The sequence below is a fragment of the Cupriavidus sp. U2 genome (genome assembly GCF_009663685.2).
GTDB classification, from domain to species: Bacteria; Pseudomonadota; Gammaproteobacteria; order Burkholderiales; family Burkholderiaceae; genus Cupriavidus; species Cupriavidus necator_C.
The window spans coordinates 1-26,669 of the sequence record NZ_RCOG02000018.1; the positions used below are offsets into that span (position 1 = coordinate 1).

The following is a 26,669-nucleotide window of genomic DNA, read 5'->3' on the forward strand; positions in this document are numbered from 1 at the left end:
ATGCAAGCGAGGAGTACCAGGGATTGCTGGCGCGCCACGGCCTGGTTTGCAGCATGAGCCGGTCGGGCGATTGCTGGGATAACGCCGTAGCCGAACGCTTCTTCCTGAACCTGAAGATGGAGCGCGTCTGGCAAAGGCGGTACGCCGACCGCGCCGAAGCCCGGCGCGACATCACACAGTACATCGTGGGCTTCTACAACCCGGTGCGCTTGCATTCGACACTGGGCTACGCGTCGCCAACAGACTACGAGGACAAGTTCCAACAGACCACCCTAACACCTGTCTGAAAAAACTTGACCACTACAGAGAAAATCGTCGCGGCAGCGAATCTTCGGGGGAGAAAATCGTCGCGGCAGCGAATCTTCAGGAGAGAAAACCACCGCGGCAGCGAGTCTTCAGGAGAGAAAACCGTCGCGGCAGCCAGACTCCTCAAGTCTTCAGCGGCACCCGGATCGCGCGGCCGATCGCGCCGGTCCGCAGCGCGATCTTGGCCGCGTCCTCGCGCAGCGCGCGCAGGCGACGTTCGAGCAGCGCATTCGCGGCGCGGCCCGATGCGCTGGCCGACGTAGCCGCGTGCTGGTCCTGCGTCTTCTGCAGCGGTTCGTTGGCGCCAATCTCGCCGGCTGCGGCGGCCTGGGCCAGCACGTCGGCCTTGCGCTTGTCCGCCGAATCGGCGATGCGGGCGCGGCGCTCGCTGGCTTCGTCGTCCGACGCCTCTTGCGCCGGCGCGGGCAACCCGGCCCCGGCCGATGCCGGCGCGGCCTCATGCACCAGCCCCACCCCTGCCACCGCCGTCTCGGCAGGCGTACGGATAAAGCCCGCGCCACGCGGGCCGTGCCGTTCCTCGCCCGCCAGACGTTCGCTGGCCAGCGTCAGCGAACGCAGTGCGGCATCGGTGGCCTGCTCGATCGCGGCCTCGGCCGCCGGCACGTCCATGTCGCCGAAGTGCTGCCGCACCTGGATACGCGCCGCCGCCACGTGGGCCGCCACCAGGTAGTTCTGCACGATGAAGCGGCTCAGGTTGTCCACGGCACGATGCCGGCTGCGCGGCTCGTCGAGCATGCGCTGGAACGACCCGATCAGCGCCGACAGGTTGTCCATGAACTGCTTGCGCTGCACGCGATAGGCAAAGTCGTCCTTGGCCTTGCGCGTCAGCAGGTCGCGCGTGGCCGCGATATAGCGGCGATTGGCCTGCAGCACGTTCTCCACCAGCTTCGGGATCGCCCGGTATTCCCAGCTAGGGAGTACAAAGCTGAAAATCGACGCGATGATGCCGCCGATCACCGTATCCACCAGCCGCTCGCCCACCACGGTCTGGCTGCCCGGCATCAGCAGGTTGATCTGGATAAGCACCTGGATGCAGGCGGCAATGGCCGTATAGCGATACTTGATCTGCACGAACGCGGCGCTGGCCACCAGCGCCAGGTACAGGATGCCGATCAGCAACAGCGGCTCGTGGACCCAGCGCAGGATGCCCACGCTGACGATGCAGCCGATCAGCGTACCGATCAGGCGGTCGTTGTATCGCTGCTTGGTCATGCTGAAGTTCGGCTTCAGGATCACGACGATGGTCAGCAGGATCCAGTAGCTGTGCGACGCATACGGCAGCCGGTCGCCCACCCACAGTCCCACCGCCACCGCCATCGTGATGCGCAGCGCAAAGCGGAAGGCGGGCGAGCGCCAGTGCAGGTTGTCGCGCACCACGCCGAATTCGTACTTCTGCCGTGTCAGGAACGGTGTCATGTCCGAGCCCGGCAGCACCTTGGCCGGCTCGACCGGCGTGCGCGATGCCTCGTGCAGCTGGCCTACCAGCGTGATGGCGCCGCGAATCATCTCCAGTGTGTCGCGCAGCGCGTTCATCGCGGCCGGGGATACATGGTGATGGCGCAGCTGGTCGATCTCCTCTTCCACCTTGCGCAGGTCCGGACGATAGTCGAACGCGCTGTACGAAGGCCGGCCGCGCGTGACGTCGTAGGCGATTTCCTCCAGATCCTTGCACAGGCCCAGCACCAGCCGGCGCAGCCCGTCCAGCACCGGCGTGCCGCCGAAGGTCTGGCGCAGCAGCGCGTAGTCGGTGTTGGTCGACAGCAGGTATTCGTAGAGGTCGAGCATGCGCAGGTGCACCTGCACCAGCAGCCCGTCATGCGGCGTCTTGTTGCCGCGCAGCACCATGTCGCGGGCGGCCTGCTGGCGCTCGGCCACCACGATCTGCTGACGCACCAGCCGGTTGAACTGCTCGTCGTAGTCGGTGCCGGCGTCGTAGAAGGCCGCCTTGATCTCCAGGTAGCCGGCCATCTCGTATAGCGATTCGGCCAGAATCTGCTGGCGCGTGCGGCGCTCCGTGATCCAGCTGACGGTCATCGCATACAGCAGGTAGCCCAGCGCGCCCGCGCCGAACAGCGCCGAGTGCTCCAGCGCCTTGCGCACCAGGAATTCCTCGTTGATCGTCAGCGTCATGACGAACAGCATCGAGAACTGCAGCGGCATGGTCTTGTTGCCGTAGACCGTCATCATGCCGGCCAGGAACGTCACCAGCACCAGCACGAACGGCATCACGCGCGGAAACGGCGTGGCCAGCGCCACCAGCGCGGTGACCGCCGTACACAGCAGCACGCTGGCCAGCATTTCGTTGAACTTGTGCGGCAACGGGCTGGGCAGGTCCATCAGGCTCGTGCAGAGCGCACCCACCGACACCACCATGGCGCTGGGCAGGTCCATGAACTGCATCGCGATCAGTGTCAGGCCGATCACGCCCGTGGCCGACCGCAGGCCACGGTAGATGTAATGCGAAAACAGGAATGTGCGGGGGTCGTGCGCGTATTCCATGGGGCGGAGGCCAGAGGCCGGGCAGAGACGGATAAATTGGGGGCAGCCGGGGGGCGGGCGCCGTCACCATGGTGGCCACGGCGCCGTGACAGGCAGGTTACTGGCCCAGCCAGCGCGCTCGCCCCGCATGCTTGCCCGGTTCCAGCTTGACCTTGTACTGCGCGGCCGGCTCGCGCGCCAGTGTCACCGGCAACACCTGCAGTTCGTCGCGCCGGAATACGTGCAGCTCGGCCCGGTCGCCTGGGCGGTAGCGCGACAGCAGCTTGTCGAGCTGGCCAGGCGCCACGCGCAGGCCGTCCACGGCCGCGATCAGGTCGCCCGCCGACACGCCGGCCCGCTGGCCCGCGCCGCCATCGAGCACCTGGCTCACGCGCACCCAGCCGTCATCGGTGCGGGTCTTGATGCCCAGCGCGGCGCTGCCGTTCGGCTTCTGCGGCTCGGCCACGATGCCGAAGTCACGCAACAGGGCCGGCAGGCCGATCTCGTCGGTACCTTCGGTCAGCGCACGCAGCAGCCGGCCCAGGCGCAGCCCGGTCACGTCGTCGAACAACGCATGCACCTCGGCCTCGGTCACGCCGCGCTGGTTGGCGCCCGGCGCATAGAAGTCGCGGCCATAGCGTTGCCACAGCGCGCGCATGATGTCGTCCAGCGACCGGTGGCCGCGTGTCTTTGCGCGGATGGTCAGGTCCAGCGCCAGCGCCACCAGCGACCCCTTGGTGTAATAGCTGACGATGGCATTCGGGGCGTTCTCGTCCTGGCGATAGTATTTCGTCCAGGCATCGAAGGCGCTTTCGGCCACGCTCTGCTTGGTGCGGCCGTTGCCGCGCAGCACGCCGTTCCAGGTCTTGGCCAGCATGTCCACGTACTGCTGCGCCGAGACCAGCCCGGTGCGCACCAGGATCAGGTCGTCGTAGTAGCTGGTGAAGCCCTCGAACAGCCACAGCAGCGGGGTGTAGGTTTCCTGCGTCAGGTCGTACGGCACGTATGCCGCCGGCTTGATGCGCTTGACGTTCCAGGTGTGGAAGTACTCGTGGCTGCACAGGCCCAGGAAGGTGCGATACCCCTCGCTGGTCTCGTTGTTGCCGCGCACGGGCAGGTCGCTGCGCGCGCACATCAGCGCCGTGCTGGAGCGGTGCTCCAGGCCGCCGTAGCCGTCGGTGGTGACCATCGTCATGAAGACGTAGCGGCGATTGCTGTCCAGAAACGGCGCGCGGGCCGAACGCGGCTCGAACAGCTTGATCTGCGCTTCGCAGATCTGCTTCAGGTCGCGGCAGATGCGCGCCATGTCCAGCTGCGGCACGCGGCCCGTGAACACCACGTCGTGCTGCGCGCCGCAGGCGCGGAAGGTGCCCAGCGCAAACGTGCCCATCTCCACGGGATGGTCGATCAGCTCGTCGTAGTCGGCCGCCTGGTAACGCCCGAACCCGTAGCGGCGCGCACCGCCCGGGCCGCGGGCCTCGGGCAGCGACGTGGCCACGCGCCAGCCGGCATAGGCCTCGCCGGCGGGCGGATGGATATCGACCGTGCACGGATGCGCGTCCTGTCCCACCACGCGCAGGAATACAGAGCTGCCGTTGTAGAACCCATGGGTGGTGTCCAGGTGTGCGCTGCGCACCGACAGGTCCCACGCGTAGACCTCGTAGCTCAACGTCAGCGGGCCGGCCTGGGCTGGCACCGGGGCGGCCTGCCAGGTCTGCTTGTCGAGCTTGGTCAGCGGCACGCGCACGCGGCCCGCGTCGGCGCGGATGCGGACGATGTTGCGTGCGAAGTCTCTGATCATGTAGCTGCCCGGAATCCACGCGGGCAGCGTGAAGACCTGGCCGGCCGGGTCGGGAACGTCCACCGTCACGGTCACGGCGAACAGGTGGGCTTCCGGTTGAAGCGGGGCAATGGCGTAGCGGATCGGCGTCATGGTCACGATTGTAGCGTCACGCCCCGGACCATCCGGGACGTGCGATATCTCCGAGCCGCGCGTCAGCCGTTCACATCGACCACCACGCGCCCGCGCATGCCGCCTTCCATGATCTTGCGGCCCGCCTCGATGGCCTCGCCCAGACGGATCTCCCGCGTGATGGCCTGCAGCCGGTCGGGCGCCAGGTCCTGCGCCAGCCGCTTCCACGCCGTCTCGCGCAGCGGCATCGCGGCCATCACGCTGTCGATGCCGGCCAGCGTCACGCCGCGCAGGATGAACGGCGCCACCGATGCCGGAAAATCCATGCCCTGCGCCAGCCCGCATGCCGTGACCACGCCGCCGTAGCGCACCTGGGCGCAGGCATTGACCAGCGTGTGCGAGCCCACCGAATCCACCACGGCTGCCCAGCGTTCCTTCTGCAGCGGCTTGCCGGGCACGCCCAGTTCGGCGCGGTCGATCACGTCGGCGGCACCCAGTGCGCGCAGGAAGTCGGCTTCCGCCGACTTGCCCGTCGAGGCCGTCACGCGATACCCGAGCTTCGACAGGATGGCGATCGCCACCGACCCCACGCCGCCGGACGCGCCGGTCACCAGCACGTCGCCATCGCCGGGCCGCACCGGACCGTTCACACCGCCGCGCTCCAGCGCCAGCACCGACAGCATGGCCGTATAGCCAGCCGTGCCGATGGCCATGGCCTGGCGCGTGGTGAAGGCGTCCGGCAGCTTCACGAGCCATTCGCCCTTGAGCCGCGCGCGCTGGGCCAGGCAGCCCCAGTGCGTCTCGCCCACGCCGTAGCCGTTCAGCACCACGCGGTCGCCGGTCTTCCAGCGCGGATCGCTGGAATCGAGCACCGTGCCCGCGCCGTCGATGCCGGCCACCATCGGCCACTTGCGCACCACGGGCGAGCGGCCCGTGATCGCCAGCCCGTCCTTGAAGTTGATCGTGGAATAGTCGACGGCCACCAGCACGTTGCCGTCCTCGGGCAACTGGCTCTCGTCAAGCTGGGCGATCTGCGCCTGCGTGGATTTGTCGTCGGCCTGGGTCAGCAGCAAAGCCTGGAACGTCATGATGGCGTCTCCCGTTTTCTTGTGGATGGACTAAAGGGGCGTCCGGACAGGGGCATCCGGCAATGAAAAACGGCCGGACAGTGCCGGCCGTTCCTGACAGCCGGCTGCGGTCCGGCGTCGTCGTTATTTCTTGAGGCTTGCGAGCTTGCGTTCGAGCGTGGCGGCGTCCGCCGCGCCCGGGATACGCGTGCCGTCGGTAAAGAACACCGCCGGCGTGCCCGAGATATTCAGGCTTTGGCCCAGCGCCAGGTTGTCGTCGATCGGCGTCTTGCAGCTGCCGTTGCCCACCAGCGCCACGTGGTTCAGCATCCAGTCGCGCCACACCTTGGTACGGTCCGCCGCGCACCATACCTGTTTGGCCTTGACCGACGAGTCCGGCGACAGCACCGGGTACAGGAAGGTGTAGACGGTGATGTTGTCCATCTGCTGGAAGGTCTGCTCGATCTTCTTGCAGTACCCGCAGTTCGGATCGGAGAACACGGCCACGGTGCGGCTGCCGTCGCCCTTGGTCCACTTGATGGCGCGCGTCAGCGGCAGGTCCGACCACTTGATCTTGTTGATCTCGGCCAGCCGCTCTTCGGTCAGGTTGGTATTGGTCTTGGTGTCGATCAGTTCGCCGTTGAGGATGTAGCGGCCGGTGGAGTCCGTGTAGACCAGCTGGCCGCCGACGTTGACCTCGTACAGGCCCGGCACGGGCGCGCGGGTCACGCTCTTCACTTCGGCACGGCCGCCCAGCATCTTCTGGATCGACTGCCTGATCTTGTCCGTGCCCGGTTCGTCCGCGGCCAGCGCGTGAAGGGCATAGCCCGCTGCGGCCACGCCGCTGGCAAAGGCTGCGATCGCGGCAACGCGTGCGGATCGGCGGCGGAACAGTTGCAACATATTGACTCCAGGTAACGATATGCCGGTCAGTGTGCCGGCTTTGCATGTCATCGGTAAATCGCCGAATGCGTGATTGGCCGCATTCGGCGCGCCGATGGGGAGATTGTCGCGCGTTCCGGGAAACTCGGGGTATCCGGTGATCCGGGCCGGCCGGGCTACCCGAGCGCGCGGCCGATCAGGAACCGCTTGAGCAGCCCCTGGCTGCCCACCGCGCGAATGCCCAGGTTGCGCACCACCCGGGCAGGCGTGCCCGGTAGCGAAAACAGCCGGTGCAGGCCGTCCGTGGCCGCCGTCAGCGACAGCAGGTCAGTGGCGCGGGCCCGCTCGTAGCGGCGCAGCAGGCGCAAGTCGCCTTCATGGCGGAACGACTCTTTGTCGGCCATCACCCGCCCAAGTTCCACCACGTCGCGCAGGCCCAGGTTCATGCCCTGCCCGGCCAGCGGATGCACCACGTGCGCCGCATCGCCCACCAGCACCACGTGCGGCTGGGCAAAGTGATCTGCCCGCTGCAGCACCAGCGGAAAAACCTGCGCCGGCGTGATGCAGCGCAGCGCGCCGAACCGGGCGCCCACGGCGCCACTGGCCACCTGGGCCACGGTCGCGGCCAGGGCTTCTGGCGACAGGGCCAGCAAATCCCGCGCATGGGCCTCTTCGGCCGACCACACCATCGACAGCCGGTTGCCCGGCAGCGGCAGCATGGCCAGGATCTCGCCATTGGCTGACTCCTCGTCGGCCATCAGCTTTTCAGGGCAGCCCAGGAACCACTGCCACGCCGTTTCCTGATGCGGCAGTTCGCAGCGGAAATTGGCGACCACGCCCAGCTGGCGGTAGCGCCGCTGCGTAGTGCCGATATGGCATTGCTGGCGCACCCACGACCGCGCGCCGTCGGCGCCCACCAGGCAGTTGGCGCGCACGCGCTCGCCGCTGGCCAGCGTGAGCGTCACACCGTCGATGTCGCGCTCCAGCTGCCCGGCCGTGTCGTCGAACCGTTTCACCTGATGCTGGAAGCGCAGCGCGGTATCGAGCACACGCTCGACATGGCCCGATTCGATGATCCAGGCCAGTTGCGGCACGGCGGCGGCATACGCCGAGAAATGGAGGTCGCCATGCGGCGAGGGATCGCTCTCGCAGGCGCTTTCGTCGCCATAGATGCGCATGTCGCGCACCGGCTGCACGCGCGCCGGGTCCAGCGCCTCCCAGACCCGCAGCCGTTCCAGCAGCGCCTGCGAACTGGCCGAGAACGCGTAGATGCGGCTGTCCCAGTCATCGTCGCCGGTGCGCGCGGTGTCGCCGGCCGGGCGCGGCGCCACCAGCGCCACTTGCATGCCCTGTTGCGCCAGCAGCAGCGCACAGGCCTTGCCGACAATGCCACCGCCGACCACGGCGATCTGGAAGCGGGAAGAAGGATTCGACGACATCGATGGGGCGGCGGCGCTGGGCGCCGGCACGGCAGGTCCGGACATGGCTGGATTATAGCGACGTGACGGGTGCGGCATTGGCCGCGCGACGCCGGGCCGCACCGGTGCGCCCGCGCCAGCGCGACGTCCGGCAGGGGTACAATGGCGGTTTTTCCGGCGGCAGCACCCGGCACGGATCGTCGAGCAATGCCCCGATCCGCTGGTCCTGTCCCGCCTGGCCCACTCTGCCCCGGCTTGTCGCAGGTCGTTCGCCCGACCGCCCGCCGCGCGTCAGACGCACTGCAACCCATTGATTGTTAAAGGTTTCCCATGAGCCTCAAATGCGGCATCGTCGGCCTGCCCAACGTCGGCAAGTCCACGCTGTTCAATGCCCTGACCAAGGCCGGCATCGCCGCCGAGAACTATCCGTTCTGCACCATCGAGCCCAACGTGGGCGTGGTGGAAGTGCCGGATCCGCGGCTGGCCAAGCTGGCGGAGATCGTCAAGCCCGAGCGCATCCTGCCGGCGACGGTCGAGTTCGTCGATATCGCGGGCCTGGTGGCTGGCGCGTCCAAGGGTGAAGGCCTGGGCAACCAGTTCCTGGCCAACATCCGCGAAACCGACGCCATCACGCACGTGGTGCGCTGCTTCGAGGACGACAACGTGATCCACGTGGCGGGCAAGGTCGATCCGCTGTCGGACATCGAAGTCATCAACACCGAACTGGCGCTGGCCGACCTGGCCACCGTCGAGAAGGCGCTGGCGCGCTATATCAAGCCGGCCCGCGCTGGCGACAAGGAAGCCCAGCGCCTGGTGGCCGTGCTGGAAAAATCGCAGGCCGTGCTGGACCAGGCCAAGGCCGTGCGCACGCTGGACCTGTCGCCGGAAGAGTGGGAAGCCCTGCGCCCGTTCTGCCTGATCACCGCCAAGCCCACCATGTACGTGGCCAACGTGCGCGAAGACGGCTTCGAGAACAACCCGCACCTGGACGCCGTGCGCGAATACGCCAAGGCCACCGGTTCGCCGGTGGTGGCCGTCTGCGCCGCCATCGAGGCCGAGATCGCCGACCTGGACGACGCCGACAAGGCCGAGTTCCTGGCCGACCTGGGCATGGAAGAACCGGGCCTGGACCGCGTGATCCGCGCCGGCTTCACGCTGCTGGGCCTGCAGACGTACTTCACGGCCGGCGTGAAGGAAGTGCGCGCCTGGACGATTCACGTGGGCGACACCGCCCCGAAGGCCGCCGGCGTGATCCACACCGACTTCGAACGCGGCTTCATTCGCGCCCAGACCATCGCCTACGCCGACTACATCCAGTACAAGGGCGAAACGGGCGCCAAGGAAGCCGGCAAGATGCGCGCCGAAGGCAAGGAATACGTGGTGCAGGACGGCGACGTGATGAACTTCCTGTTCAACGTCTAAGCCGCGCGGGGAGCCTTCTCCCCTACCGGCAGCCCACGACAATCGCCCGCAGCCGTGAAGGTTGCGGGCGATTTTTCATTGCAGCGGCCCGGGGCCCGGCTACATGCCGCGCAGCGCCTCGTCCCGCATCCCCACCAGCAACGCCTGCCCATCCGCATCGACTCGGAATTCTCCGAATTTCGCCTGGGCATAGCGTTCCGCCTGCCCCTCCTGGAAGAACCACGCGTCCGTCGACACCTGCACGCCGGTGCCGCCCCAGCGCGCGGGCACGTTCTGCACACGCAGCAGGCGCTCGTCGGCGGCCAGCGGCTCGCCCTTGTGCAGGCGGGCGAAGTGGCCTTCATTGCGCGCGTCGCGGCGGATCACGATGATTTCCTCGCGTGCCAGCCGGGTCTGCGCCGTGCCATGCGCCACGCGCACTTCGTTGGCGATCGAGAAATTCAGTGCCATGTAGTCGCCCTGCATCAGCGAGCGCGGGTCCACCGGCGCCAGGCGCAGGTAGACCACATCGCCGCGTGCCAGCAGCCGCTCCTTGCCGACGATGCCTGCCAGGGCGACGCCAACTGTCAGCAGCCATCCCACGATGATCCAGCGTTTCATGCCACGGCCTCCGTGTTGGCGATACGGCCAAGCGCCGCGCGGGCCGCCAGCAGCAGCGCGCCGGCGGCCACCAGCGTGGCGGACTTGGCCAGCAGCGTCCATTGCAGCGTGCTGTAGTACCAGACGAAGCCGATCAGCACCGTGGCGATGGCCAGCCCGAGCCACGGCAGCGAACCGCGCCGCAGCGCCATGGCCAGTGCCAGCGCGCCGGCCGTCACGGCTGGCGCGTACACCATCAAGGCGCTGAACGCGACGGCCACCGCCAACGTCGCCACGCCAGCCGGCATGCTGCACGCCAGCCGCCGGCACTCCAGCAGCGTCATGGCCACCAGCGCCGCGCCAAGCAGCGCGCCGGCCAGCCACCCGCCCTGCGCGCGCCAGGGCGTGTCGACGCCGAAGATCAGGTCGGCCGGATGCGCAAAGCCGGTCACCACCAGCGCGCCCAGCAGCGCCATCAGCAGGGTCGCATCGGCGGCCGGCCCGGCCATCTGCAGGCGCCCCGCCGCCGCAAGCCGGTCCTCGTGCATGACGAAGGCCAGCAGCGCAGCAAAGGCCAGCGCCGTCATCGGCCCGAGCGCCATCGGAATGGCGGTCCAGCGCGGCGCGATCAGGTCGCCCAACGCCACGCATGCGGCAATGGCCAGCGCCAGCCACAAGGCGAGCACCGCCAGAAAGCGGTGCAGTCGGTCGGGCACCAGCACGCACAGCACGGCTTCGAACAGCGCCACGCCCAGCCAGAACGGCGCCGTTTCCAGGAATCGCCCGAAGCCCATCGCCTCGCCCACGCCGGCGATGACCATGCCCTGGCCGCCCAGGCTCAGCGCCAGCGCAAACTGCCCCAGCGCGATGCGGCCGCTTTCGCGGCCGGTCACGCGGTACAGGGCAACGGCGATGCCGATCATCACCAAGCCCGTGACGGCCATGGCCGGGCCGTTGCCGCGCGTGGTGGCAAACACGGTGCCGACCAGGAATATCTGGAAGAACAGCGCCCCCAGCCAGCCCGCGCCGCCCATCAGCAGGCGGATCGGCCACGGCGTGCGCAAGGTCGGGGCATAGTCGCCCCGCACCGTGCCGCGCGCGGCCAGCTGGTTCCAGAGCCAGCGTTCGGTCTGTTCGGTCGGATCGATGCGGTCGATCGGATGCTGACTCATGCCGGGCTCCCCGATGTCTCGCGCCAGGCGCGCAGCAGCCACGTGGCGGCCGCCACGGCCAGGCCGATGGTCAGCAGCGCCAGCAGCAGGAAGGCGCCGAAATCGCCGTGGAAGTCGGCCAGCCAGCGGCCCACCGCCGAGACGATCACGCCGATGCCGGTCAGGCACACCAGGCTCAGCACCACGATGTCGAACGCGCGCCAGCGGAACCAGGCGGCCAGGCCCACCAGCGCCACCGCGCTGACCAGCAGCCCCATGGCATTCACCTGACCGGTCAGCACGCTCATCAGCCCCACCCATGCCGCATAGCCGCAGGCCAGCAGGCCCAGCAGCCGGGGGCCGGTGGCACCCACGAAGCCCCAGCGCCCCGCCCGGCCGGCCAGCACGTACCAGACCGCCAGCTGCACGATCGACGTCCCAAGCAGGAACATCATCGTTTCGCGTGCGAAGCGGGCCGAGAACAGCAGTTCGAACATGCCGCCGATGCCCAGCCGCACGCTGCAGAACCGCAGCAGCGCCACGTTGCCGATGACCAGCACGATCCACCAGTGCGGCGCCGCGCGCGCCGCCAGTGCCCAGGGCACGGCCAGCAGCGTCCACAGCGCGAACAGCTGCCAGGCATCGGCGCCGGTCTGGTACGTCTGTCCGATCACGGCCATCAGTACGCCGGACACCATCTGCGCACCGCCCAGCGCGGCCCGGCCCGCCATGTCGCCGGCGTGGCGCCACGCGGCAAACCCGGCCAGCACGGTCAGCAGCCCCGCCAGCAGTCCAAATTTGGAGAATTTGTGAAGTGACGCCCAGTTGAAGGCAAAGAAGACGATGACGCCCGCGCACAGCAGCGCCGTGCCGAGGATCAGCAGCGCGCGGTCCAGCCAGTCATGCCAGTGGGCGCGGCGGGGCAGCGTGGGCGCCCAGGCGGCCAGCAGGTCGGCGGCGCCAAGGCGGCCCTGGGCGCGCCAGTCGGCCAGCGCCTGCTGGATGGTGCCGCGAGACGTGAAAGTTTCCAACCGGCGATCCCCCGAAGAGTCGGCATGGGCTGCATGCTAGCAAACCGGCACGCCGAAGTCTCCCGGGGGTCCCCCGGCCCTGAACCTGACGTGTCAGAAGCGGTAGGTCACGTTGCCGATGATCGAACGCTGCGTGCCGAAGAAGCAGTCGCCACGTGCGATACAGCTATAGACGTACTGCTTGCCGAACACGTTGTTCATGTTCAGCGATACGCGCACCGGGCCGCGATCGTAGGCCACCACGGCGTCAAACACCGTGAAGCCGCCCACCCGGTTGTTGCCCGTGCCGTCGGTGCTCGGGCCGTTGTACCGCGCGCCGGCGCCGGCCAGGAAGCCGGGGATATCGAACAGGCTGAAGCGATAGTTGGCCCACAGCGACGCCGTGTTGGCCGGCACGCTGGCCAGCCGCTGCCCCTGCTCGGCCGCCGTGCCTTCGAGCGTCCTGGCGTTCAGGAACGTGTAGGCGGCGATCAGGTCCAGCCGGCCCAGCGACACCAGCGCCTCCAGTTCGGCGCCGCGCGTGCGGGCCTCGCCGATCTGCACCGTGCCCGCCATGCCGTTGACCACGCCGGCCACCTTGCGGTTTTCCTCGCGCATGTCGAACACGGCCGCCGTCAGCGTCATGTTCTTGCCCGGCGGCTGGTACTTGATACCGGCTTCCCACTGCTTGCCGCGCAGCGGCTTGAACGCCGTGCCGTCGACATTGAAGCCGGCCTGGCCCTGGAACGATTCGGCATAGCTGACATACGGGTTCAGCCCGAAGTCGGAGCGGTACATCAGGCCAAATCGCTTGGTCAGTTCGTTGTCGTCACGCGAGGCTGACGGCGTGTTGTCCTGCGCCGCGCGCGACCAGTCGTAGCGCAGCCCCACCATCAGCAGCCACTTGTCCCATTCGATCTGGTCCTGCAGGTACACGCCGGTCTGGATCTGCTTGGCCGGCGGCAGGTCGCGGAACGCCGTGGGCGCCACGTAGTTGCCGTAGACCGGGTTGAACACGTTGATCGGCGCGGCCGACCCGTTGGCATTGGTGCGGCCCGTGCTTTCGCTGTTCTGGTAGTCCATCCCGGCCAGGAACGTGTGGCCCACCGGGCCGGTGCGGAATTTCGCCTGGCCCTGGGTATCCACGGCGAACTGGTTCAGCGTGGGCTGGTTCAGGTAGAGCACGCGGCGCAGCAGGGTGTCGCTGCCCGGCACCCAGCCGTGCGTGGCGCCGGTGAAGCCGGTGGTGTAGATGCTGCGGTAGTCCACCGTGCTGTGCGTGTAGCGCAGGTTCTGGCGCACCGTGAAGGTGTCGTTGAAGCGGTGCGAGAACTGGTAGCCCACGGCGTGCTGCTCGGCCGTGTATTTGTCGAATCCCGGTTCGCTGACGAAGAAGTTCTGCGGAATCTGGCCGGCCGGGTTCTCGATCAGCGTGCCGCGCCAGGGGAAGAAGCCGATCATCGTGCCGCTGTCGTCCTTCTGGAAGTTGGCCAGCAGCGTGAATTCGGTATCGGCGTTCGGCCGATACGTCAGCGACGGCGCGATGAAGTAGCGGTTGTCCTTCACGTAGTCCACCGACGCATCGCTGTCGCGGGCCATCGCCACGAAGCGATACAGCCACTTGCCGTCGGCATCGATCGGGCCGGTCAGGTCGGCCTGGATCTGCTTGCGGTTGTAATTGCCGAAGCTCACGCCGATCTCGCGCGCCGCTTCGGCCTGGGGCCGCTTCGACACCAGGTTCACGATGCCGCCCACGGCGCCCTGGCCGTACAGCATGCCCGACGGCCCCTTCAGCACTTCGATGCGCTCCAGCGCGTACGGGTCGGGGCGGGTGTTGTTATAGAAGCCGACCGCGTTCAGCAGGCCGTCCAGGTACTGGGTGGAATCGGTGCCGCGGATCTTGATCGTATCGGTACGGTTGTCGTTGGCAAAGCCGGCCGTGGTCACGCCGGCCGTATAGCCCACCGCCTGCGCCACCGACTGCGCACCTTGCAGCTCCATGCGATCCCGCGTGATGACCGTGATCGACTGCGGCGTCTCGATGATCGGCGTATCGGTCTTGGTGGCCGTCACGGCGCGCCGGGCCACGAAGCCCTGCACGGGGCCCGTGGGCGACGCCTCGCCGCGGCTGCCGCTGACCGTCACCACGGGCAGGCTGTGATGGGCCGACTCGGCGGCGGCGGGCACCTGTTCCTGGGCGTTGGCCAGGCTGGCGGCCGGCAGGCTCAGGGCAAGGGTGGTCATCTGAAGGACGTGCGAGCGGCGAACGCGGCCCCGGGCGCGGACTGACATGGATTTCTCTCTCGTTGCTTATCGGAAATACGAATGCGAATGAATCGCATTAATCGCAACGGATTGTAACGCCATGTATTGCGCAGCACCAATCGAACTCTTCGTCATGTTCGAATGTCGCACACTGCCCACAGTCCGGCGCCGGCTTCCGCATCGATCCGGTCGCCGGTAAGCTGGCGCCGTTTCGACTCCGTCCCCCCTCAAAGCACCATGACCCTAGGCATCCTCGCCGCCCTGCATCACGAAGTCGACGGCCTGATCGCCGCCATGCGCCACGAAGACGCGCGTGCCACCATGCAGACCATCGGCATGCGCGACTACTACCGCGGCACGCTACATGGCCAGCCCGTGGTGCTGGTGCTGGCGCGCGTCGGCAAGGTGGCGGCAGCGGCCACCACGGTCACATTGATCCGGGAATTTGGCGTTGAGGAGATCGTATTTACCGGACTTGCAGGCGGAGTGGGCACTGACATACAGGTCGGTGACATCGTCGTGGCCGACCGCACCGTCCAGCACGACATGGATGCTCGTCCGCTATTTCCGCGCCACGAGGTGCCCCTGCTGGACCAGGCCGAATTCCCGGCCGACCCCGCACTCACCGCTGCGTTGCGCCGCGCGGTTGAGGACTTCCTGCGCGACGATCTGGCCACCGAGGTGCCCGATGGCGTGCTGGCCCGCTTCGGCGTCGATCAGCCGCGCCTGCACGTCGGCATGATTGCCAGCGGCGACCAGTTCATCAATGCGCCGGGCGCCGTTGCCGATTTGCGACAGGCGTTGCCCGGCCTGCTTGCCGTGGAGATGGAAGGCGCCGCGCTGGCGCAGATCTGCCACGAATATGGCGTGCCCTATGCGTTGATGCGCACCGTGTCCGACCGTGCGGACGATACGGCACACGTGGATTTTTCGTCGTTTTTGCGCGACGTGGCCAGCCACTACTCCAGCGCCATCCTGCGCCGCTTTCTGGACGCAAGAGGCTGATCAGGCATATCGGCCAGCGCCGATTCCTGACCAGTTTGTCCGTTCTGAACTTACCGGCGCGGGCGCGCCACACCCCAGACCGCCACCAGCAGTGCCGCACCGGCCATCGCGGCGGCCCATCCGAATATCTGCCCGTCGGTAAACAGATGCGCGGCGCGCCCGCCGTAGAACGCCGCCAGCGCGCCCAGCACGCCCAGCCATAGCGCGGTGGGCACCGTAACCACGCGGCCGGCCGGGTGCAGCAGCCGTCCAGCGACTCCCACCACTGCGCCCACCACTGCCAGTCCCAACATAACAACTCCCCTGTCTTTTGATCCACAGCAAAAGTGGATGTGTCGTAACGATACTGCACGTGGCGGGCGCCGCTCGGGGTTCCCTGCAACTTTGTAACGGGGCGGTATAATGACCACCGCTTCCGGCACCGTTCCGGATGGCAATCCAACCCCACAAATGCAACTGCTCGCGATCGGTATCAATCACACCACGGCACCCGTCTCGCTCCGCGAGCGTGTGGCGTTTCCGCTTGAGCAGATCAAACCCGCACTCGGCGCGCTGCGCACCCACCTGGCTGGGCGCAACGGCACCGAGGCCGCCATTCTTTCCACCTGCAACCGTACCGAGATCTACTGCGCCACCGATGTGCTGCAGCCGGGTCAGGAAGGCTTCGAGCACACGCTGCGCTGGCTGGCCCAGCATCACAACGTGCCCGCAGGGGATCTGGCGCCGCATTTGTACGCCCTGCCCCAGTCCGAAGCCGTGCGCCATGCCTTCCGCGTGGCCAGCGGGCTCGATTCGATGGTGCTGGGCGAAACGCAGATTCTGGGACAGCTCAAGGACGCGGTGCGTACCGCTGGCGAAGCCGGCGCGCTGGGCACCTACCTGAACCAGTTGTTCCAGCGCACGTTCGCGGTGGCCAAGGAAGTGCGCGGCCAGACCGAGATCGGCGCGCACTCCGTATCGATGGCCGCCGCCGCCGTGCGCCTGGCCCAGCGGATTTTCGAAAGTGTGTCGACGCAGCGCGTGCTGTTCATCGGCGCCGGGGAGATGATCGAACTGTGCGCCACGCACTTCGCCGCGCAGAAGCCGCGCCAGGTGGTGGTGGCCAACCGCACTGTGGAACGCGGCGAGAAGCTGGCCGAGCAGCTGGCCGGTCAGGGCCTGACCACGCAGGCCATCCGCCTGCAGGACCTGGGCGAGCGCCTGCACGAATTCGACATCGTCGTGTCGTGCACCGCAAGCTCGCTGCCGATCATCGGCCTGGGTGCGGTGGAGCGCGCGGTCAAGCGCCGCAAGCACCGCCCGATCATGATGGTCGACCTGGCCGTGCCGCGCGACGTCGAACCCGAAGTGGCGCGCCTGAACGACGTGTTCCTCTATACCGTCGATGACCTGGGCGCCGTGGTGCGCGAGGGCAACGCGATGCGCCAGGCCGCCGTGGCGCAGGCCGAGGCCATCATCGAATCGCGCGTGCAGCACTTCATGCACTGGCTGGAAACGCGCAGCGTCGTGCCCGTGATCCGCGACCTGCAGGCCAGCGGCGAAGCCATCCGCCAGGCCGAAATGGAGCGCGCGCGCCGCATGCTGGCGCGTGGCGACGATCCGGCCGCCGTGCTCGAAGCCCTGTCCGGCGCACTGACCCGCAAGTTCCTGCACGGTCCCACGCACGCGCTGAACCACACCCAGGGCGAAGACCGCGAGGCGCTGCTGCGCCTGGTGCCGGGCCTGTTCCGCCACAGCAGCCACTCGGAACGCTAGCCGCGTTGTCCATCCCGCGCTGGCGTCCGCCGGCGCCGCCGGGCATCCGCCCGCCGATCCGCGCCGTGGCCACGCCACCGCGTCCCCCAGCCTCCCGATTCCGCTACCGATGAAACCCAGCATGCTCCATAAGCTCGACCAGCTGGCCGAGCGACTCGATGAAGTCAACGCCCTGCTCGCCAGCGAAACGGCCACGGCAGACATGGACCAGTACCGCAAGCTGTCGCGCGAACATGCCGAACTGTCGCCGGTGGCCGAGCAGTACGCGCAGTATCGCCAGGCGCAGGACGACCTGGCCACCGCGCAGGCGCTGCTGGACGATCCCGAGATGAAGGACTTTGCCGCCGACGAGATCGCCGCCGCGCGCAACCGGCTCGAAGCGCTGGAAACGTCGCTGCAGACGCTGCTGCTGCCCCGGGACCCCAACGACGACCGCAACCTGCTGCTCGAAATCCGCGCCGGCACCGGCGGCGAGGAAAGCGCGTTGTTCGCGGCCGACCTGCTGCGCATGTACACGCGCTATGCGGAACGCCAGCGCTGGCAGGTGGAAATCATGAGCGAATCCGCATCCGACCTGGGCGGCTACAAGGAAGTGATCGTGCGCATTGCCGGCGATGCCGCGTTCTCGAAGCTCAAGTTCGAGTCGGGCGGCCATCGCGTGCAGCGCGTGCCAGCCACCGAAGCGCAGGGCCGCATTCATACGTCGGCCTGCACCGTGGCCGTGATGCCCGAGGCCGACGAAGTGGGCGAGGTCGAGATCAACCCGTCAGACCTGCGTGTCGATACGTTCCGCGCGTCGGGCGCAGGCGGCCAGCACGTGAACAAGACCGACTCCGCCGTGCGCCTGACCCACCTGCCCACCGGCATCGTGGTGGAGTGCCAGGACGACCGCAGCCAGCACCGCAATAAGGAAAAAGCCATGAAGGTGCTGGCCGCGCGCATCAAGGACGGCCAGATGCGTGCGGCGCAGGCCAAGGAAGCCAGCACGCGGCGCAACCTGATCGGCTCCGGCGACCGCAGCGACCGCATCCGTACGTACAACTTCCCGCAGGGCCGGGTGACCGACCATCGCATCAACCTGACCCTGTACAAGATCGACATGATCATGGACGGCGACCTCGACGAACTGCTGGGATCTCTGGCCGCCGAGCACCAGGCCGACCAGCTGGCGGCGCTGGGCGACGATGCCTGACCGGGAGGGGGCGTCCCGGAAGTTTGTAACCTGGGTAAATGCTTGAAACAGCACTGGCTTGTAAAAACGCGCTGTCTATAATCGATTTCGACCAGACCACCCCAATACGTCACTTTGCTGAGATCGGCGCGTTGGGGCATCGAAGTCTGGGTGGATGTCACTCCTCCAACAGACACACAAGGACGAAATCATGAACAAGCTGCTCGCCGTGCTGATGCTTACCGCCGCCATTTCCGTTGCCGCCTGCGGCAAGAAGGAAGAGGCCCCGCAAACCAACGCTGACACCGCCATGCAGAACGCCGCCGAATCGGCCAAGGCCGCTGCCAGCGACGCCGCCGCTGCGGCCGCGAATGCCGCCGACGCCGCCAAGGCCGCCGCCAGCGGCGTGGCCTCGGATGTCTCGGCCGCCGCCGACAAGGCCCGCCAGGACGCCGGCAATGCCATGGCCCACGCCAAGGAAGCCACCAAGGACGCCGTCAACACCACGGCCGACAAGGCCAAGGACGCCGTCAACAAGTAATAGCCCTACGCAGGCGCGCGCGGAAGCCGGCCCCGAATGGGCTTACACTAGGCGCCTGAAGCAGAGCCACGCGAAAACCCCGTCAGGCCCAGGTCCGACGGGGTTTTTTGCGAGCCGGCCGCCGATTGTCCAGACGCACCGCCGATGTCCTCGAACCCTCCGGGCGATTTTCCGCCCCTGCCGTCCACGCCCACCCTGCGCGAAGCGCAAACGCTTGCCGCCATGGCCGGCCTGCCGGCGCTGGAGGCGCGCATGCTGCTGTCCCACGTCACCGGGCTCACGCGCACGCAGCTGATCACCCGCGACCAGGACCATCTCAATGATGCACAACGTGATGCATTTTCCACGTTGCTGGCGCGGCGGCTGACCGGGGTGCCGATGGCGTACCTGCTGGGCGAGCGCGAGTTCTTCGGCCGCACGTTCCGGGTCACGCCCGATGTGCTGATTCCGCGCCCCGACACCGAAGTGGCGGCCGAGGCATCACTGGCCCGCCTGGCCGGCATCCACGCGCCGCGCGTGCTGGACATGGGCACCGGCTCCGGCATCCTGGCCGTGACCATCGCCCGCGAGCGGCCCGACGCCGAAGTCTGGGCCACAGACATTTCGCCCGGCGCGCTGATGGTGGCGCAGGACAACGCCCGTGCGCTGCAGGCGGACAATATCCGCTTCCTGGTGTCTGACTGGTATCACGCGCTGCCGCCCGGGCAGCGGTTTCATCTCATCGTCAGCAATCCGCCCTACATTGCGGCGGGCGACCCGCACCTGGCCGAAGGCGACCTGCGCTTCGAGCCGATCGACGCGCTGACCGATCACGAGGACGGCCTGACCGACCTGAGGGCCATCGTCGCAGGCGCCACGCAGCGGCTGCTGCCACAGGGCTGGCTGCTCATGGAGCACGGCTACGACCAGGGCTACGCTACCCGTCACCTGCTGACCAGCGCGGGTTTTGCCGAGGTGTTCACGGCACGCGACCTGGGCGGCAACGAACGCTGCAGCGGCGGCCGGCTGCCGGGCTGACGCCTGGCTGATACCCCTACCTGATGCCGGAGCCCGATTCCGGTAAAATCCGCTGATCCCCATGCAACCGGACCGTTTTCATCATGAGTGACGTACAACAGAAGATCGACCAGATCGTGAAGGGCAGCCCCGTCGTGCTGTTCATGAAGGGCACCGCCCAGTTTCCGATGTGCGGTTTCTCGGGCCGTGCGATCCAGATCCTGAAGGCCTGCGGCGTGGACGCGCCGACCACGGTCAACGTGCTCGAAGACGACGCCATCCGCCAGGGCATCAAGGAATACGCGAGCTGGCCCACCATTCCGCAGCTGTACGTGAACGGCGAGTTCGTCGGCGGCTCGGACATCATGATGGAGATGTACCAGAACGGCGAACTGCAATCGCTGCTGAAGGCCTGAGCCTGTCTGGAACTGCCATGCCTGTGAATCAGGGCGGCGCGCCGCAACGGCTGATCGTCGCCATCACGGGTGCCACGGGCGCCGTCTACGGCGTCCGGCTGCTGCAGGTGCTGCGCGATGTGCGCGGCGTGGAAACCCACCTGCTGATGTCGCCGGCCGGCGTCATGAACCTGCAGCATGAACTGGACATCGGCCGCGCGGAAGTCGAGGCGCTGGCCGATGTGGTTCACAACGTGCGCGATATCGGCGCCACCATTGCCAGCGGATCGTTCCGCGCCCACGCGATGATCGTGGCGCCGTGCTCGATGCGCACGCTGGCCGCCGTGGCCCACGGCCTCTCGGACAACCTGATCACCCGCGCTGCCGACGTCACGCTCAAGGAACGCCGTAAGCTGGTGCTGATGGTGCGTGAAACCCCGCTGAACCTGGCCCACCTGCGCAACATGACCGCCGTCACCGAGATGGGCGGCATCGTATTTCCGCCAGTGCCGGGGTTCTATCAGAAGCCGCAAAGCATCGCCGAGCTGGTCGACCATACCGTCGGCCGCGTGCTCGACCTGGTGGACCTGCGCGACATCGGTGAAACGCTCGCGCCGGGATGGGGCGGGCTGAATGGGTCGGGCGATTGATTGAATATCCCCCGGTTTGCTCCCCCCGCATGAAGTGGGAGAGGGGTCGGGGGTGAGGGCCAGTGCGTTCAAGATGCGCTGACCGCGGATCGAGCCTTGTGCCCTCACCCCCAGCCCCTCTCCCGCCTTGCGGGAGAGGGGAGCAAAACGACGCTCACCGCCCGCTCACCAATGCCTGTAATACCGGCGCCCGTAATACCCACCGTAATACCCACCGTAATACCCGTAAGCCGGCCGCACCACCACGGCCGGCGGCGCCACGTACACCGGCGCGGGCGCCACCGCGACCGGGGCCGGGCCGACCTCCGGCCCGTACGGCGTGGGATATACCGCGCAGCCGCCAAGCATGGCCGCGCCAGTCACTGCCAGACCCAACACAATCGCTTTCGTTCTCATCACAACGTCCTTTTTGTCCCAGGCATTGCGTCATCTCAATGCGCTGTCCTTAAGAACGTTATACGGGTGCGTCTGGTAATACAGCGTCAAGGCGCTGTAACCCTTGTTACGATTCGCAACGTCTTCATGCATGTAAGCGGCATGCCGTTTCAGACGTCGAAGCGAATGCCCTGTGCCAGCGGCAGGGTGTCGCCGTAGTTGATCGTATTGGTGGCCCGGCGCATATAGCCCTTCCACGCGTCGGACCCCGACTCCCGGCCGCCGCCCGTCGCCTTTTCGCCGCCGAACGCGCCGCCGATCTCGGCCCCACTGGTGCCGATGTTGACATTGGCAATGCCGCAGTCGCTGCCCGCCGCCGACAGGAACACCTCCGCCTCGCGCAACGACTCGGTAAAGATGCAAGACGACAGGCCATGCGATGCCGCGTTGTTCAGCGCGATGGCTTCGTCCAGCGATGTGTACGGCATCAGGTAGAGGATGGGCGCGAAGGTCTCGGTCAGCATCGTGTCATGCTGGGTATCGGTCAGCACCAGCGCCGGCCGCACGTAGCAGGCGCGCGGGAAGCGGTCGGTCAGCAGCCGTTCGCCGCCATGCACGACGTTGCCCTGCGCGCGGCAACTGGCCAGCGCGTTGGCCATGGCGTCGCCGGCCGGCGCATCGATCAACGGCCCGACCAGCGTGCCGTCCTGCAGCGGATCGCCCACTGGCAGGCGCGCATACACCTGGCGCAGACGCTGCGTCACGGCCTCGATCCTGTCCGCGTGCACGAACGCGCGGCGCAACGTGGTGCAACGCTGTCCGGCCGTGCCCGCCGCCGCGAACGTCATCGCGCGGATGGTCAGTTCCAGGTTGGCCGAAGGCGCGACGATCGCCGCGTTGTTGCCCCCCAGCTCCAGGATGGCGCGCTTGAAGTGCGCGGCACAGGCCATGCCGACTTCGCGGCCCATGCGCGTGGAGCCGGTCGCGCTCATCAACCGCACCGAAGGATGCTGCACCAGTGCCTGCCCCAGCTGACGCCCGCCCGTCAGCACACAGCACAGCCCCGCAAGCTGCGGCGCATGGTCGTCGAACACCCGGTCGAGCAGGCCCTGCACGGCCAGCGCGCACAGCGGCGTCTTTTCCGAAGGCTTCCACACCACGCCATTGCCACACACCAGCGCCAGCGCGGCATTCCAGGCCCACACCGCCACCGGAAAGTTGAACGCAGAGATCACGCCGCACAGCCCGTACGGATGCCAGGTCTCGCGCATGGCATGCGCGGGCCGCTCGGAGGCAATCGTCAGCCCGTGCAACTGGCGCGACAACCCCACGGCAAAGTCGCAGATATCGATCATCTCCTGCACTTCGCCCAGCCCTTCCTGCAGGATCTTGCCGGTCTCCAGCGACACCAGCCGGCCCAGCGCCACCTTGTGCACGCGCAGCGCCTCGCCCAGGCGGCGTACCACCTCGCCGCGCGCCGGCGCCGGCATCAGCGCCCAGACGCTCTGCGCCGTGCGGGCGCGGGCGATGCGGGCGTCGGCATCGGCGGGAGAGCTCACTGGCACCTGGCCGAACACCTCGCCGTCGATCGGGGAACGCACGTCCAGCGTGCCCGCCGCGGCGGCACCTGTCGAGCGCCATGGCAACGGCAGGCCCATCGCCTGCCAGCAATCGGCAAATTCCTGCGCTTTCATGCGAGCGTCTCCTGAAGGGGGTGCCGCGCGTAATGCTGGCCGAAGCGGTTGGCCAGAAAGCTGTCGAGCGGCATGGCTTCCTGTTTCACGAATCCGGACTGCGGCAACACCCCGGTGGCCACCAGATCCAGCGCGGTACAGATGCCGGCCGCCGTGGTCAGCTGGATCGCATTGACATGGCCAATGCCGGCGAAATCGTCCATGCCCCCGATCCGCGCGGAGAACGACGCCTGCGTCAGTGGCCCGCGCCCCCCGTCGCCGCGCGCGCCGGGCGGATGGCCGGTGGCGCTGGCAAACACCACCACCACATCCTGCGCCGTCACCGGAATGGCGTGCTCGAAGATCTCGCGCAACCAGTCGCGCCGTTCGCGCAACCGCAGGTCGTTCAGCAGCAGCTTCATCTGGGCACAGTGGCCGGGATAGCGGATCGACTTGTAATCGACCTGGCGCGCGCGTCCGGCCAGCGTATCGGGCAGCGTGCCCAGCCCTCCAGAGGTATTAAAGGCTTCGTACTCGACGCCGTCCAGTGCGAAGGACTCGTGCCCCTCCAGCGCGGGCAGTTCCACGCGGCGGCCGTCCACGATGGCCTCGCACGGATTGCAGTATTCGTTGATCAGACCCTCGGTGCTCCACGTCAGGTTGTACTTGAGCGCGTTGCTGGGGTAGCGCGGCAGCGCGCCCACGCGCATGCGCAGGTCGTGCAGTTCACCGCCGCCGCGCAGGAAGCGTTGCGCGAGGTCGTGCCCGACCACCCCGATAAAGCCCGGCGCCAGCCCGCACTGCGGCATCAGCACCGACCGCGCGCCGCCGGCCAGCGCGCGGATGGCATGGGTGGCCGCCACGTCCTCGGTCAGGTCGAAGTAATGCACGCCCAGGCGCGCCGCCACCGTGGCCACCGGAATGGCGGCATGGAACGGCAGCGCATTCATCACGGCATCGGCCCCGGCCAGCAACGCCGCGCAGGTGCCCGGTTCGGTCGGATCGCCGGCCCGTACGTCGATGCCGCGCGGCACGCCATCGAGCCGGTGCGCGTCGCGATCGACCAGGCATACGCGGTAGTCGCCGGTATTGGCCAGCATCGTGGCCATCACGCGGCCGATCTTGCCGGCCCCGAGCACGACCACCGAAAGCGGACGGGGGGCGAGCGTCAGGTCGCGCACCGCGGCGGGACCGAGCGTGGAAGCTTGCATGGCGGACTCCGTCAGAAACGTGTTGGGGGTGACTGAAGTATGGGCAGCCGCGCGCACGTTTTATAGCCACAAGATTGACGAAACCCCGGCATAATCGGTCACATTGACATAGTAATTTGACGAATCGTCATCGACCCATGGCTGACCTCGACCAGACCGATCGCCACCTGCTGGCCCTGCTGCAGGCCAACGCCCGGGAGAGCGCGGCCAATCTGTCGCGCGCGCTGGGCATCGCGCGCACGACCGTGGTGGCCCGCATCGCGCGGCTGGAACGCACGGGCGTGATCGCCGGCTACGGCGTGCGGCTGGGCAGCCAGATGGAGGACAACGCCATCCTGGCGTTCTGCGGACTGTCGGTGCAGCCGAAGGCGGCGCCAGCCGTGGTACGCGCGCTGCGGCGATTCCCCGAGGTGGAGGAACTCAATTCGGTCAGCGGCCCGGTGGACTACATGGCCGTGATCCGGTGCGATACCCACGCGCGGCTGGACAAGCTGCTGGACGAGATCGGCATGCTCGACGGCGTGAACCACACCACCACGTCGATCGTGCTGGCGCGCAAGATCGACCGGCGGCGCGCGGCCGGGTAGCCGGTGCCGGTGCCGGTGCCCCGGCAGGAAGCCCCCAGCATCGCCCGACATCGCCAGGCATCGCCCGGCATCGCCAGCGCGATTGAAACGGGCGCGCTATGCTTGCCCTCCTTGCAACCGGACGGGAGAGAACGATGAACGAGACGATTCGCGTTGCCGTGGGCGGCGTCACAGGCTGGGCCGGCGGCGAACTGGCGCGGGGCGTGGCCCACGCCGCCGACATGACGCTGGTGGCCGGCCTGTCGCGCGGCGCGGCGGGCCAGACGCTGGCCAGCCTGACGGGCCACAAGGACACGCCCGGCGTGGCGGCGGCCAGCATCGACGAACTGGGCAAGACGCCGTATGACGTCTATGTCGAATACACGAAGCCGGTGGTCGCCAAGCACAACATCCTGCAGGCGCTGGCGCACGGCGCGCATGTGGTGGTGGGCACGTCGGGGCTGTCGGACGACGACTATGCCGAGATCGACGCCGCCGCGCGCAAGGCCGACCGCGGCGTGCTGGCCTGCGGCAACTTTGCGATCACGGTGGTATTGCTGCAAAAGTTTGCCGAGATGGCGGCGCGCCATCTCGACCACTGGGAGATCATCGACTACGCCAAGGCGGGCAAGGTGGATGTGCCGTCCGGCACGGTGCGCGAACTGGCGTTCCGGCTAGGCCAGGTCAAGCAGGCGGCGCAGGCCGTGCCCGTGGACCAGGTCAGCGGTCCGAAGGAGACGCGCGGCGCCACGATGTCCGGCACGCAGGTGCATGCCGTGCGGTTGCCGGGATACCAGCTGGGGGTCGAGGTGATCTTCGGCGCCGACGGCCAGCGCCTGCACATCAGGCACGAAGCCGGCGACGGCTCCAAGCCCTATGTGTCCGGCGCGCTGCTGGCCATCCGCAAGGTGCATACCGTGCGCGGTGTGGTGCGCGGCCTGTACAAGGTGATGGAAGGCCTCTGACGCTGGCGCGCCCCCGGTCCACCGATCCGTCGGCCTGACGGCGCGCTGTCCTGCCGCCAGGCGGTCGATTTACCAGCTGCCCGGATTGATCGGCTTGGCCGGGGCTTTCTTCTCGGCCTTGTCGGACTTTTCCGTCTTCTCGGCCTTGTCCGTCTTTTCAGCCTTGTCGGACTTGCCGCCCTTGCCTGCCGGCGCGGGAGGCGGCGCCAGCGACTTGGCCACTTCGGCATCGCGGTTGGCCATCAGCGCGCGCGCCTGCGGCAGCAGCAGTTCGATCGTGCCTTCGGCCGGGTTCTCGGGAATCGCGTAGAGCTCGACGGTCAGCGGCTTGCGCATCCAGCCCGCGTGGATGCTTCGCACGTCCTTGCCGGCCTTGTCCTTCATGTCCACCATTTCCTGGCGGAACGGCTTGCCATAGCGGGCGTTGAGCGCCTGGGCGGCGGCGTCCTGCGAGCGGATGCCGTCGGTCGGCACGATGACGCCCACCAGCGCATTGCCATCGACCAGCGCCACCAGGCGCGGTCCGTCCATGAACGCGGGCCGCTGGTCGCGCGGCACGCCCACCTGGCGCATCGCGCCGTCGCCACGCAGTTCCACGCAGTACGCGGTCACATCCTTGCCATCCGGGGTCCGGTGGTCGGCGCAATCGGGCAACGCGGGCAGCGGGCTGCCGATCTCGAGCGTATCGAGCATCGTCGAAAAACGGTCCTTGCCGTCGAGGGCCGCCGTGGCGGTGGCATTGGGGGCCTTGGTGGCAGGCTGCGCGGCCGGTGCGGCCGGTGCAGCCGTGGCGGCTTGGGCGACAGACGTCGCCAGCAGGGCGGCAACTGCCAGCCCGGCAAGAGGAAATCTCAA

25 protein-coding genes are annotated in these 26,669 nt (G+C 67.8%); 11 read left to right on the forward strand and 14 right to left on the reverse strand.

Going from position 1 to position 26,669, the window contains the following annotated elements:
* On the forward strand, positions 1–287 hold a 287-nt coding region (locus D9X30_RS14710), incomplete at its 5' end, for an integrase core domain-containing protein (protein WP_153948964.1).
* Positions 288–429: 142 nt separating this feature from the next.
* On the opposite strand, the gene D9X30_RS14715 is transcribed toward D9X30_RS14710, so the two are convergent.
* From D9X30_RS14715 to D9X30_RS14735, 5 genes are all read right to left on the reverse strand, one after another.
* Positions 430–2,826, reverse strand: coding sequence for an FUSC family protein (locus D9X30_RS14715; protein WP_153949166.1), 2,397 nt, complete (start codon positions 2,824–2,826; stop codon positions 430–432).
* Positions 2,827–2,923: 97 nt separating this feature from the next.
* Positions 2,924–4,738, reverse strand: a complete 1,815-nt coding sequence (locus D9X30_RS14720) for a M61 family metallopeptidase (protein ID WP_153949175.1) — start codon at positions 4,736–4,738, stop codon at positions 2,924–2,926.
* Between the two features lie 62 nt (positions 4,739–4,800).
* Positions 4,801–5,805: an acrylyl-CoA reductase (NADPH) gene (gene acuI / locus D9X30_RS14725; protein ID WP_153949165.1), complete on the reverse strand. Its 1,005-nt coding sequence runs from the start codon at positions 5,803–5,805 to the stop codon at positions 4,801–4,803.
* A 123-nt stretch (positions 5,806–5,928) separates the two neighbouring features.
* On the reverse strand, positions 5,929–6,687 hold the full coding sequence (locus D9X30_RS14730; RefSeq protein ID WP_153949164.1) for a DsbC family protein: 759 nt from the start codon (positions 6,685–6,687) through the stop codon (positions 5,929–5,931).
* Positions 6,688–6,842: 155 nt separating this feature from the next.
* Positions 6,843–8,150, reverse strand: coding sequence for a UbiH/UbiF family hydroxylase (locus D9X30_RS14735; protein WP_153949163.1), 1,308 nt, complete (start codon positions 8,148–8,150; stop codon positions 6,843–6,845).
* 264 nt (positions 8,151–8,414) lie between these two features.
* Between D9X30_RS14735 and ychF the strand changes: the two genes are divergently transcribed.
* The gene (gene ychF / locus D9X30_RS14740; protein ID WP_153949162.1) at positions 8,415–9,506 is read left to right on the forward strand and encodes a redox-regulated ATPase YchF; all 1,092 of its coding nucleotides are present in this window, start codon (positions 8,415–8,417) and stop codon (positions 9,504–9,506) included.
* Between the two features lie 99 nt (positions 9,507–9,605).
* On the opposite strand, the gene D9X30_RS14745 is transcribed toward ychF, so the two are convergent.
* The 4 genes from D9X30_RS14745 to D9X30_RS14760 all read right to left on the reverse strand — a co-directional run bounded on the left by D9X30_RS14745 (position 9,606) and on the right by D9X30_RS14760 (position 14,490).
* Positions 9,606–10,106, reverse strand: coding sequence for a GDYXXLXY domain-containing protein (locus D9X30_RS14745; RefSeq protein WP_153949161.1), 501 nt, complete (start codon positions 10,104–10,106; stop codon positions 9,606–9,608).
* The gene (locus D9X30_RS14750) at positions 10,103–11,257 is read right to left on the reverse strand and encodes a DUF4401 domain-containing protein (protein WP_153949160.1); all 1,155 of its coding nucleotides are present in this window, start codon (positions 11,255–11,257) and stop codon (positions 10,103–10,105) included. Before D9X30_RS14750 ends, D9X30_RS14745 begins: the two co-directional genes overlap by 4 nt.
* Complete coding sequence (locus tag D9X30_RS14755; RefSeq protein WP_153949159.1) at positions 11,254–12,267, reverse strand: DUF2157 domain-containing protein; 1,014 nt, start codon at positions 12,265–12,267, stop codon at positions 11,254–11,256. The genes D9X30_RS14750 and D9X30_RS14755 overlap by 4 nt, the downstream gene beginning before the upstream one ends.
* 93 nt (positions 12,268–12,360) lie before the next feature.
* Positions 12,361–14,490, reverse strand: a complete 2,130-nt coding sequence (locus tag D9X30_RS14760; protein ID WP_153949158.1) for a TonB-dependent siderophore receptor — start codon at positions 14,488–14,490, stop codon at positions 12,361–12,363.
* Positions 14,491–14,748: 258 nt separating this feature from the next.
* On the opposite strand from D9X30_RS14760, the gene D9X30_RS14765 reads away from it, so the two are divergent.
* Entirely contained in the window at positions 14,749–15,516 is a 768-nt protein-coding gene (locus D9X30_RS14765) for a 5'-methylthioadenosine/adenosylhomocysteine nucleosidase (protein WP_153949157.1), read from the forward strand.
* 50 nt (positions 15,517–15,566) lie between these two features.
* On the opposite strand, the gene D9X30_RS14770 is transcribed toward D9X30_RS14765, so the two are convergent.
* Positions 15,567–15,809, reverse strand: coding sequence for a hypothetical protein (locus D9X30_RS14770; RefSeq protein ID WP_153949156.1), 243 nt, complete (start codon positions 15,807–15,809; stop codon positions 15,567–15,569).
* A 157-nt stretch (positions 15,810–15,966) separates the two neighbouring features.
* Here D9X30_RS14770 and hemA point away from each other — a divergent pair, with 157 nt between their 5' ends.
* The 6 genes from hemA (at position 15,967) to D9X30_RS14800 (ending at position 21,024) form a co-directional block, all read left to right on the forward strand.
* On the forward strand, positions 15,967–17,271 hold the full coding sequence (gene hemA / locus D9X30_RS14775) for a glutamyl-tRNA reductase (protein WP_153949155.1): 1,305 nt from the start codon (positions 15,967–15,969) through the stop codon (positions 17,269–17,271).
* Between the two features lie 109 nt (positions 17,272–17,380).
* Complete coding sequence (prfA, locus tag D9X30_RS14780) at positions 17,381–18,463, forward strand: peptide chain release factor 1 (protein ID WP_153949154.1); 1,083 nt, start codon at positions 17,381–17,383, stop codon at positions 18,461–18,463.
* A 190-nt stretch (positions 18,464–18,653) separates the two neighbouring features.
* Positions 18,654–18,983 carry a hypothetical protein gene (locus D9X30_RS14785; protein ID WP_153949153.1) on the forward strand — a complete coding sequence of 110 codons (330 nt, stop codon included), beginning with the start codon at positions 18,654–18,656 and terminating at the stop codon, positions 18,981–18,983.
* Positions 18,984–19,127: 144 nt separating this feature from the next.
* Positions 19,128–20,000, forward strand: a complete 873-nt coding sequence (prmC, locus tag D9X30_RS14790; RefSeq protein WP_153949152.1) for a peptide chain release factor N(5)-glutamine methyltransferase — start codon at positions 19,128–19,130, stop codon at positions 19,998–20,000.
* Between the two features lie 83 nt (positions 20,001–20,083).
* Entirely contained in the window at positions 20,084–20,395 is a 312-nt protein-coding gene (gene grxD, locus D9X30_RS14795; protein WP_153949151.1) for a Grx4 family monothiol glutaredoxin, read from the forward strand.
* Positions 20,396–20,412: 17 nt separating this feature from the next.
* Entirely contained in the window at positions 20,413–21,024 is a 612-nt protein-coding gene (locus tag D9X30_RS14800) for a UbiX family flavin prenyltransferase (RefSeq protein ID WP_153949150.1), read from the forward strand.
* Positions 21,025–21,189: 165 nt separating this feature from the next.
* On the opposite strand, the gene D9X30_RS14805 is transcribed toward D9X30_RS14800, so the two are convergent.
* The 3 genes from D9X30_RS14805 to D9X30_RS14815 all read right to left on the reverse strand — a co-directional run bounded on the left by D9X30_RS14805 (position 21,190) and on the right by D9X30_RS14815 (position 24,283).
* Entirely contained in the window at positions 21,190–21,420 is a 231-nt protein-coding gene (locus D9X30_RS14805; protein WP_194946569.1) for a hypothetical protein, read from the reverse strand.
* 149 nt (positions 21,421–21,569) lie between these two features.
* Entirely contained in the window at positions 21,570–23,093 is a 1,524-nt protein-coding gene (amaB, locus tag D9X30_RS14810) for an L-piperidine-6-carboxylate dehydrogenase (RefSeq protein ID WP_153949149.1), read from the reverse strand.
* Complete coding sequence (locus tag D9X30_RS14815; RefSeq protein WP_153949148.1) at positions 23,090–24,283, reverse strand: saccharopine dehydrogenase family protein; 1,194 nt, start codon at positions 24,281–24,283, stop codon at positions 23,090–23,092. The genes amaB and D9X30_RS14815 overlap by 4 nt, the downstream gene beginning before the upstream one ends.
* A 137-nt stretch (positions 24,284–24,420) precedes the next feature.
* Here D9X30_RS14815 and D9X30_RS14820 point away from each other — a divergent pair, with 137 nt between their 5' ends.
* Together D9X30_RS14820 and dapB are read left to right on the forward strand one after the other, a co-directional pair.
* Positions 24,421–24,870 carry an Lrp/AsnC family transcriptional regulator gene (locus D9X30_RS14820; RefSeq protein ID WP_153949147.1) on the forward strand — a complete coding sequence of 150 codons (450 nt, stop codon included), beginning with the start codon at positions 24,421–24,423 and terminating at the stop codon, positions 24,868–24,870.
* Positions 24,871–25,004: 134 nt separating this feature from the next.
* On the forward strand, positions 25,005–25,814 hold the full coding sequence (dapB, locus tag D9X30_RS14825) for a 4-hydroxy-tetrahydrodipicolinate reductase (RefSeq protein ID WP_153949146.1): 810 nt from the start codon (positions 25,005–25,007) through the stop codon (positions 25,812–25,814).
* A gap of 69 nt (positions 25,815–25,883) precedes the next feature.
* Here dapB and D9X30_RS14830 read toward each other — a convergent pair whose 3' ends face one another.
* A complete protein-coding gene (locus tag D9X30_RS14830; protein WP_153949145.1) occupies positions 25,884–26,669 on the reverse strand; it encodes a hypothetical protein in 786 nt (261 codons plus the stop codon).

Bases quoted from the DNA above. Each gene is read 5' to 3' on its own strand.
- D9X30_RS14770 (WP_153949156.1), bottom strand. From the start codon at position 15,809: ATGTTGGGACTGGCAGTGGTGGGCGCAGTGGTGGGAGTCGCTGGACGG.
- D9X30_RS14765 (WP_153949157.1), top strand. From the start codon at position 14,749: ATGACCCTAGGCATCCTCGCCGCCCTGCATCACGAAGTCGACGGCCTG.
- D9X30_RS14745 (WP_153949161.1), bottom strand. From the start codon at position 10,106: ATGAAACGCTGGATCATCGTGGGATGGCTGCTGACAGTTGGCGTCGCC.
- prmC (WP_153949152.1), top strand. From the start codon at position 19,128: ATGTCCTCGAACCCTCCGGGCGATTTTCCGCCCCTGCCGTCCACGCCC.
- acuI (WP_153949165.1), bottom strand. From the start codon at position 5,805: ATGACGTTCCAGGCTTTGCTGCTGACCCAGGCCGACGACAAATCCACG.
- D9X30_RS14760 (WP_153949158.1), bottom strand. From the start codon at position 14,490: ATGACCACCCTTGCCCTGAGCCTGCCGGCCGCCAGCCTGGCCAACGCC.
- D9X30_RS14820 (WP_153949147.1), top strand. From the start codon at position 24,421: ATGGCTGACCTCGACCAGACCGATCGCCACCTGCTGGCCCTGCTGCAG.
- D9X30_RS14720 (WP_153949175.1), bottom strand. From the start codon at position 4,738: ATGACGCCGATCCGCTACGCCATTGCCCCGCTTCAACCGGAAGCCCAC.
- D9X30_RS14715 (WP_153949166.1), bottom strand. From the start codon at position 2,826: ATGGAATACGCGCACGACCCCCGCACATTCCTGTTTTCGCATTACATC.
- grxD (WP_153949151.1), top strand. From the start codon at position 20,084: ATGAGTGACGTACAACAGAAGATCGACCAGATCGTGAAGGGCAGCCCC.
- dapB (WP_153949146.1), top strand. From the start codon at position 25,005: ATGAACGAGACGATTCGCGTTGCCGTGGGCGGCGTCACAGGCTGGGCC.
- hemA (WP_153949155.1), top strand. From the start codon at position 15,967: ATGCAACTGCTCGCGATCGGTATCAATCACACCACGGCACCCGTCTCG.
- prfA (WP_153949154.1), top strand. From the start codon at position 17,381: ATGAAACCCAGCATGCTCCATAAGCTCGACCAGCTGGCCGAGCGACTC.
- D9X30_RS14785 (WP_153949153.1), top strand. From the start codon at position 18,654: ATGAACAAGCTGCTCGCCGTGCTGATGCTTACCGCCGCCATTTCCGTT.
- ychF (WP_153949162.1), top strand. From the start codon at position 8,415: ATGAGCCTCAAATGCGGCATCGTCGGCCTGCCCAACGTCGGCAAGTCC.
- D9X30_RS14730 (WP_153949164.1), bottom strand. From the start codon at position 6,687: ATGTTGCAACTGTTCCGCCGCCGATCCGCACGCGTTGCCGCGATCGCA.
- D9X30_RS14735 (WP_153949163.1), bottom strand. From the start codon at position 8,150: ATGTCCGGACCTGCCGTGCCGGCGCCCAGCGCCGCCGCCCCATCGATG.
- D9X30_RS14800 (WP_153949150.1), top strand. From the start codon at position 20,413: ATGCCTGTGAATCAGGGCGGCGCGCCGCAACGGCTGATCGTCGCCATC.
- amaB (WP_153949149.1), bottom strand. From the start codon at position 23,093: ATGAAAGCGCAGGAATTTGCCGATTGCTGGCAGGCGATGGGCCTGCCG.
- D9X30_RS14750 (WP_153949160.1), bottom strand. From the start codon at position 11,257: ATGAGTCAGCATCCGATCGACCGCATCGATCCGACCGAACAGACCGAA.
- D9X30_RS14815 (WP_153949148.1), bottom strand. From the start codon at position 24,283: ATGCAAGCTTCCACGCTCGGTCCCGCCGCGGTGCGCGACCTGACGCTC.
- D9X30_RS14805 (WP_194946569.1), bottom strand. From the start codon at position 21,420: ATGAGAACGAAAGCGATTGTGTTGGGTCTGGCAGTGACTGGCGCGGCC.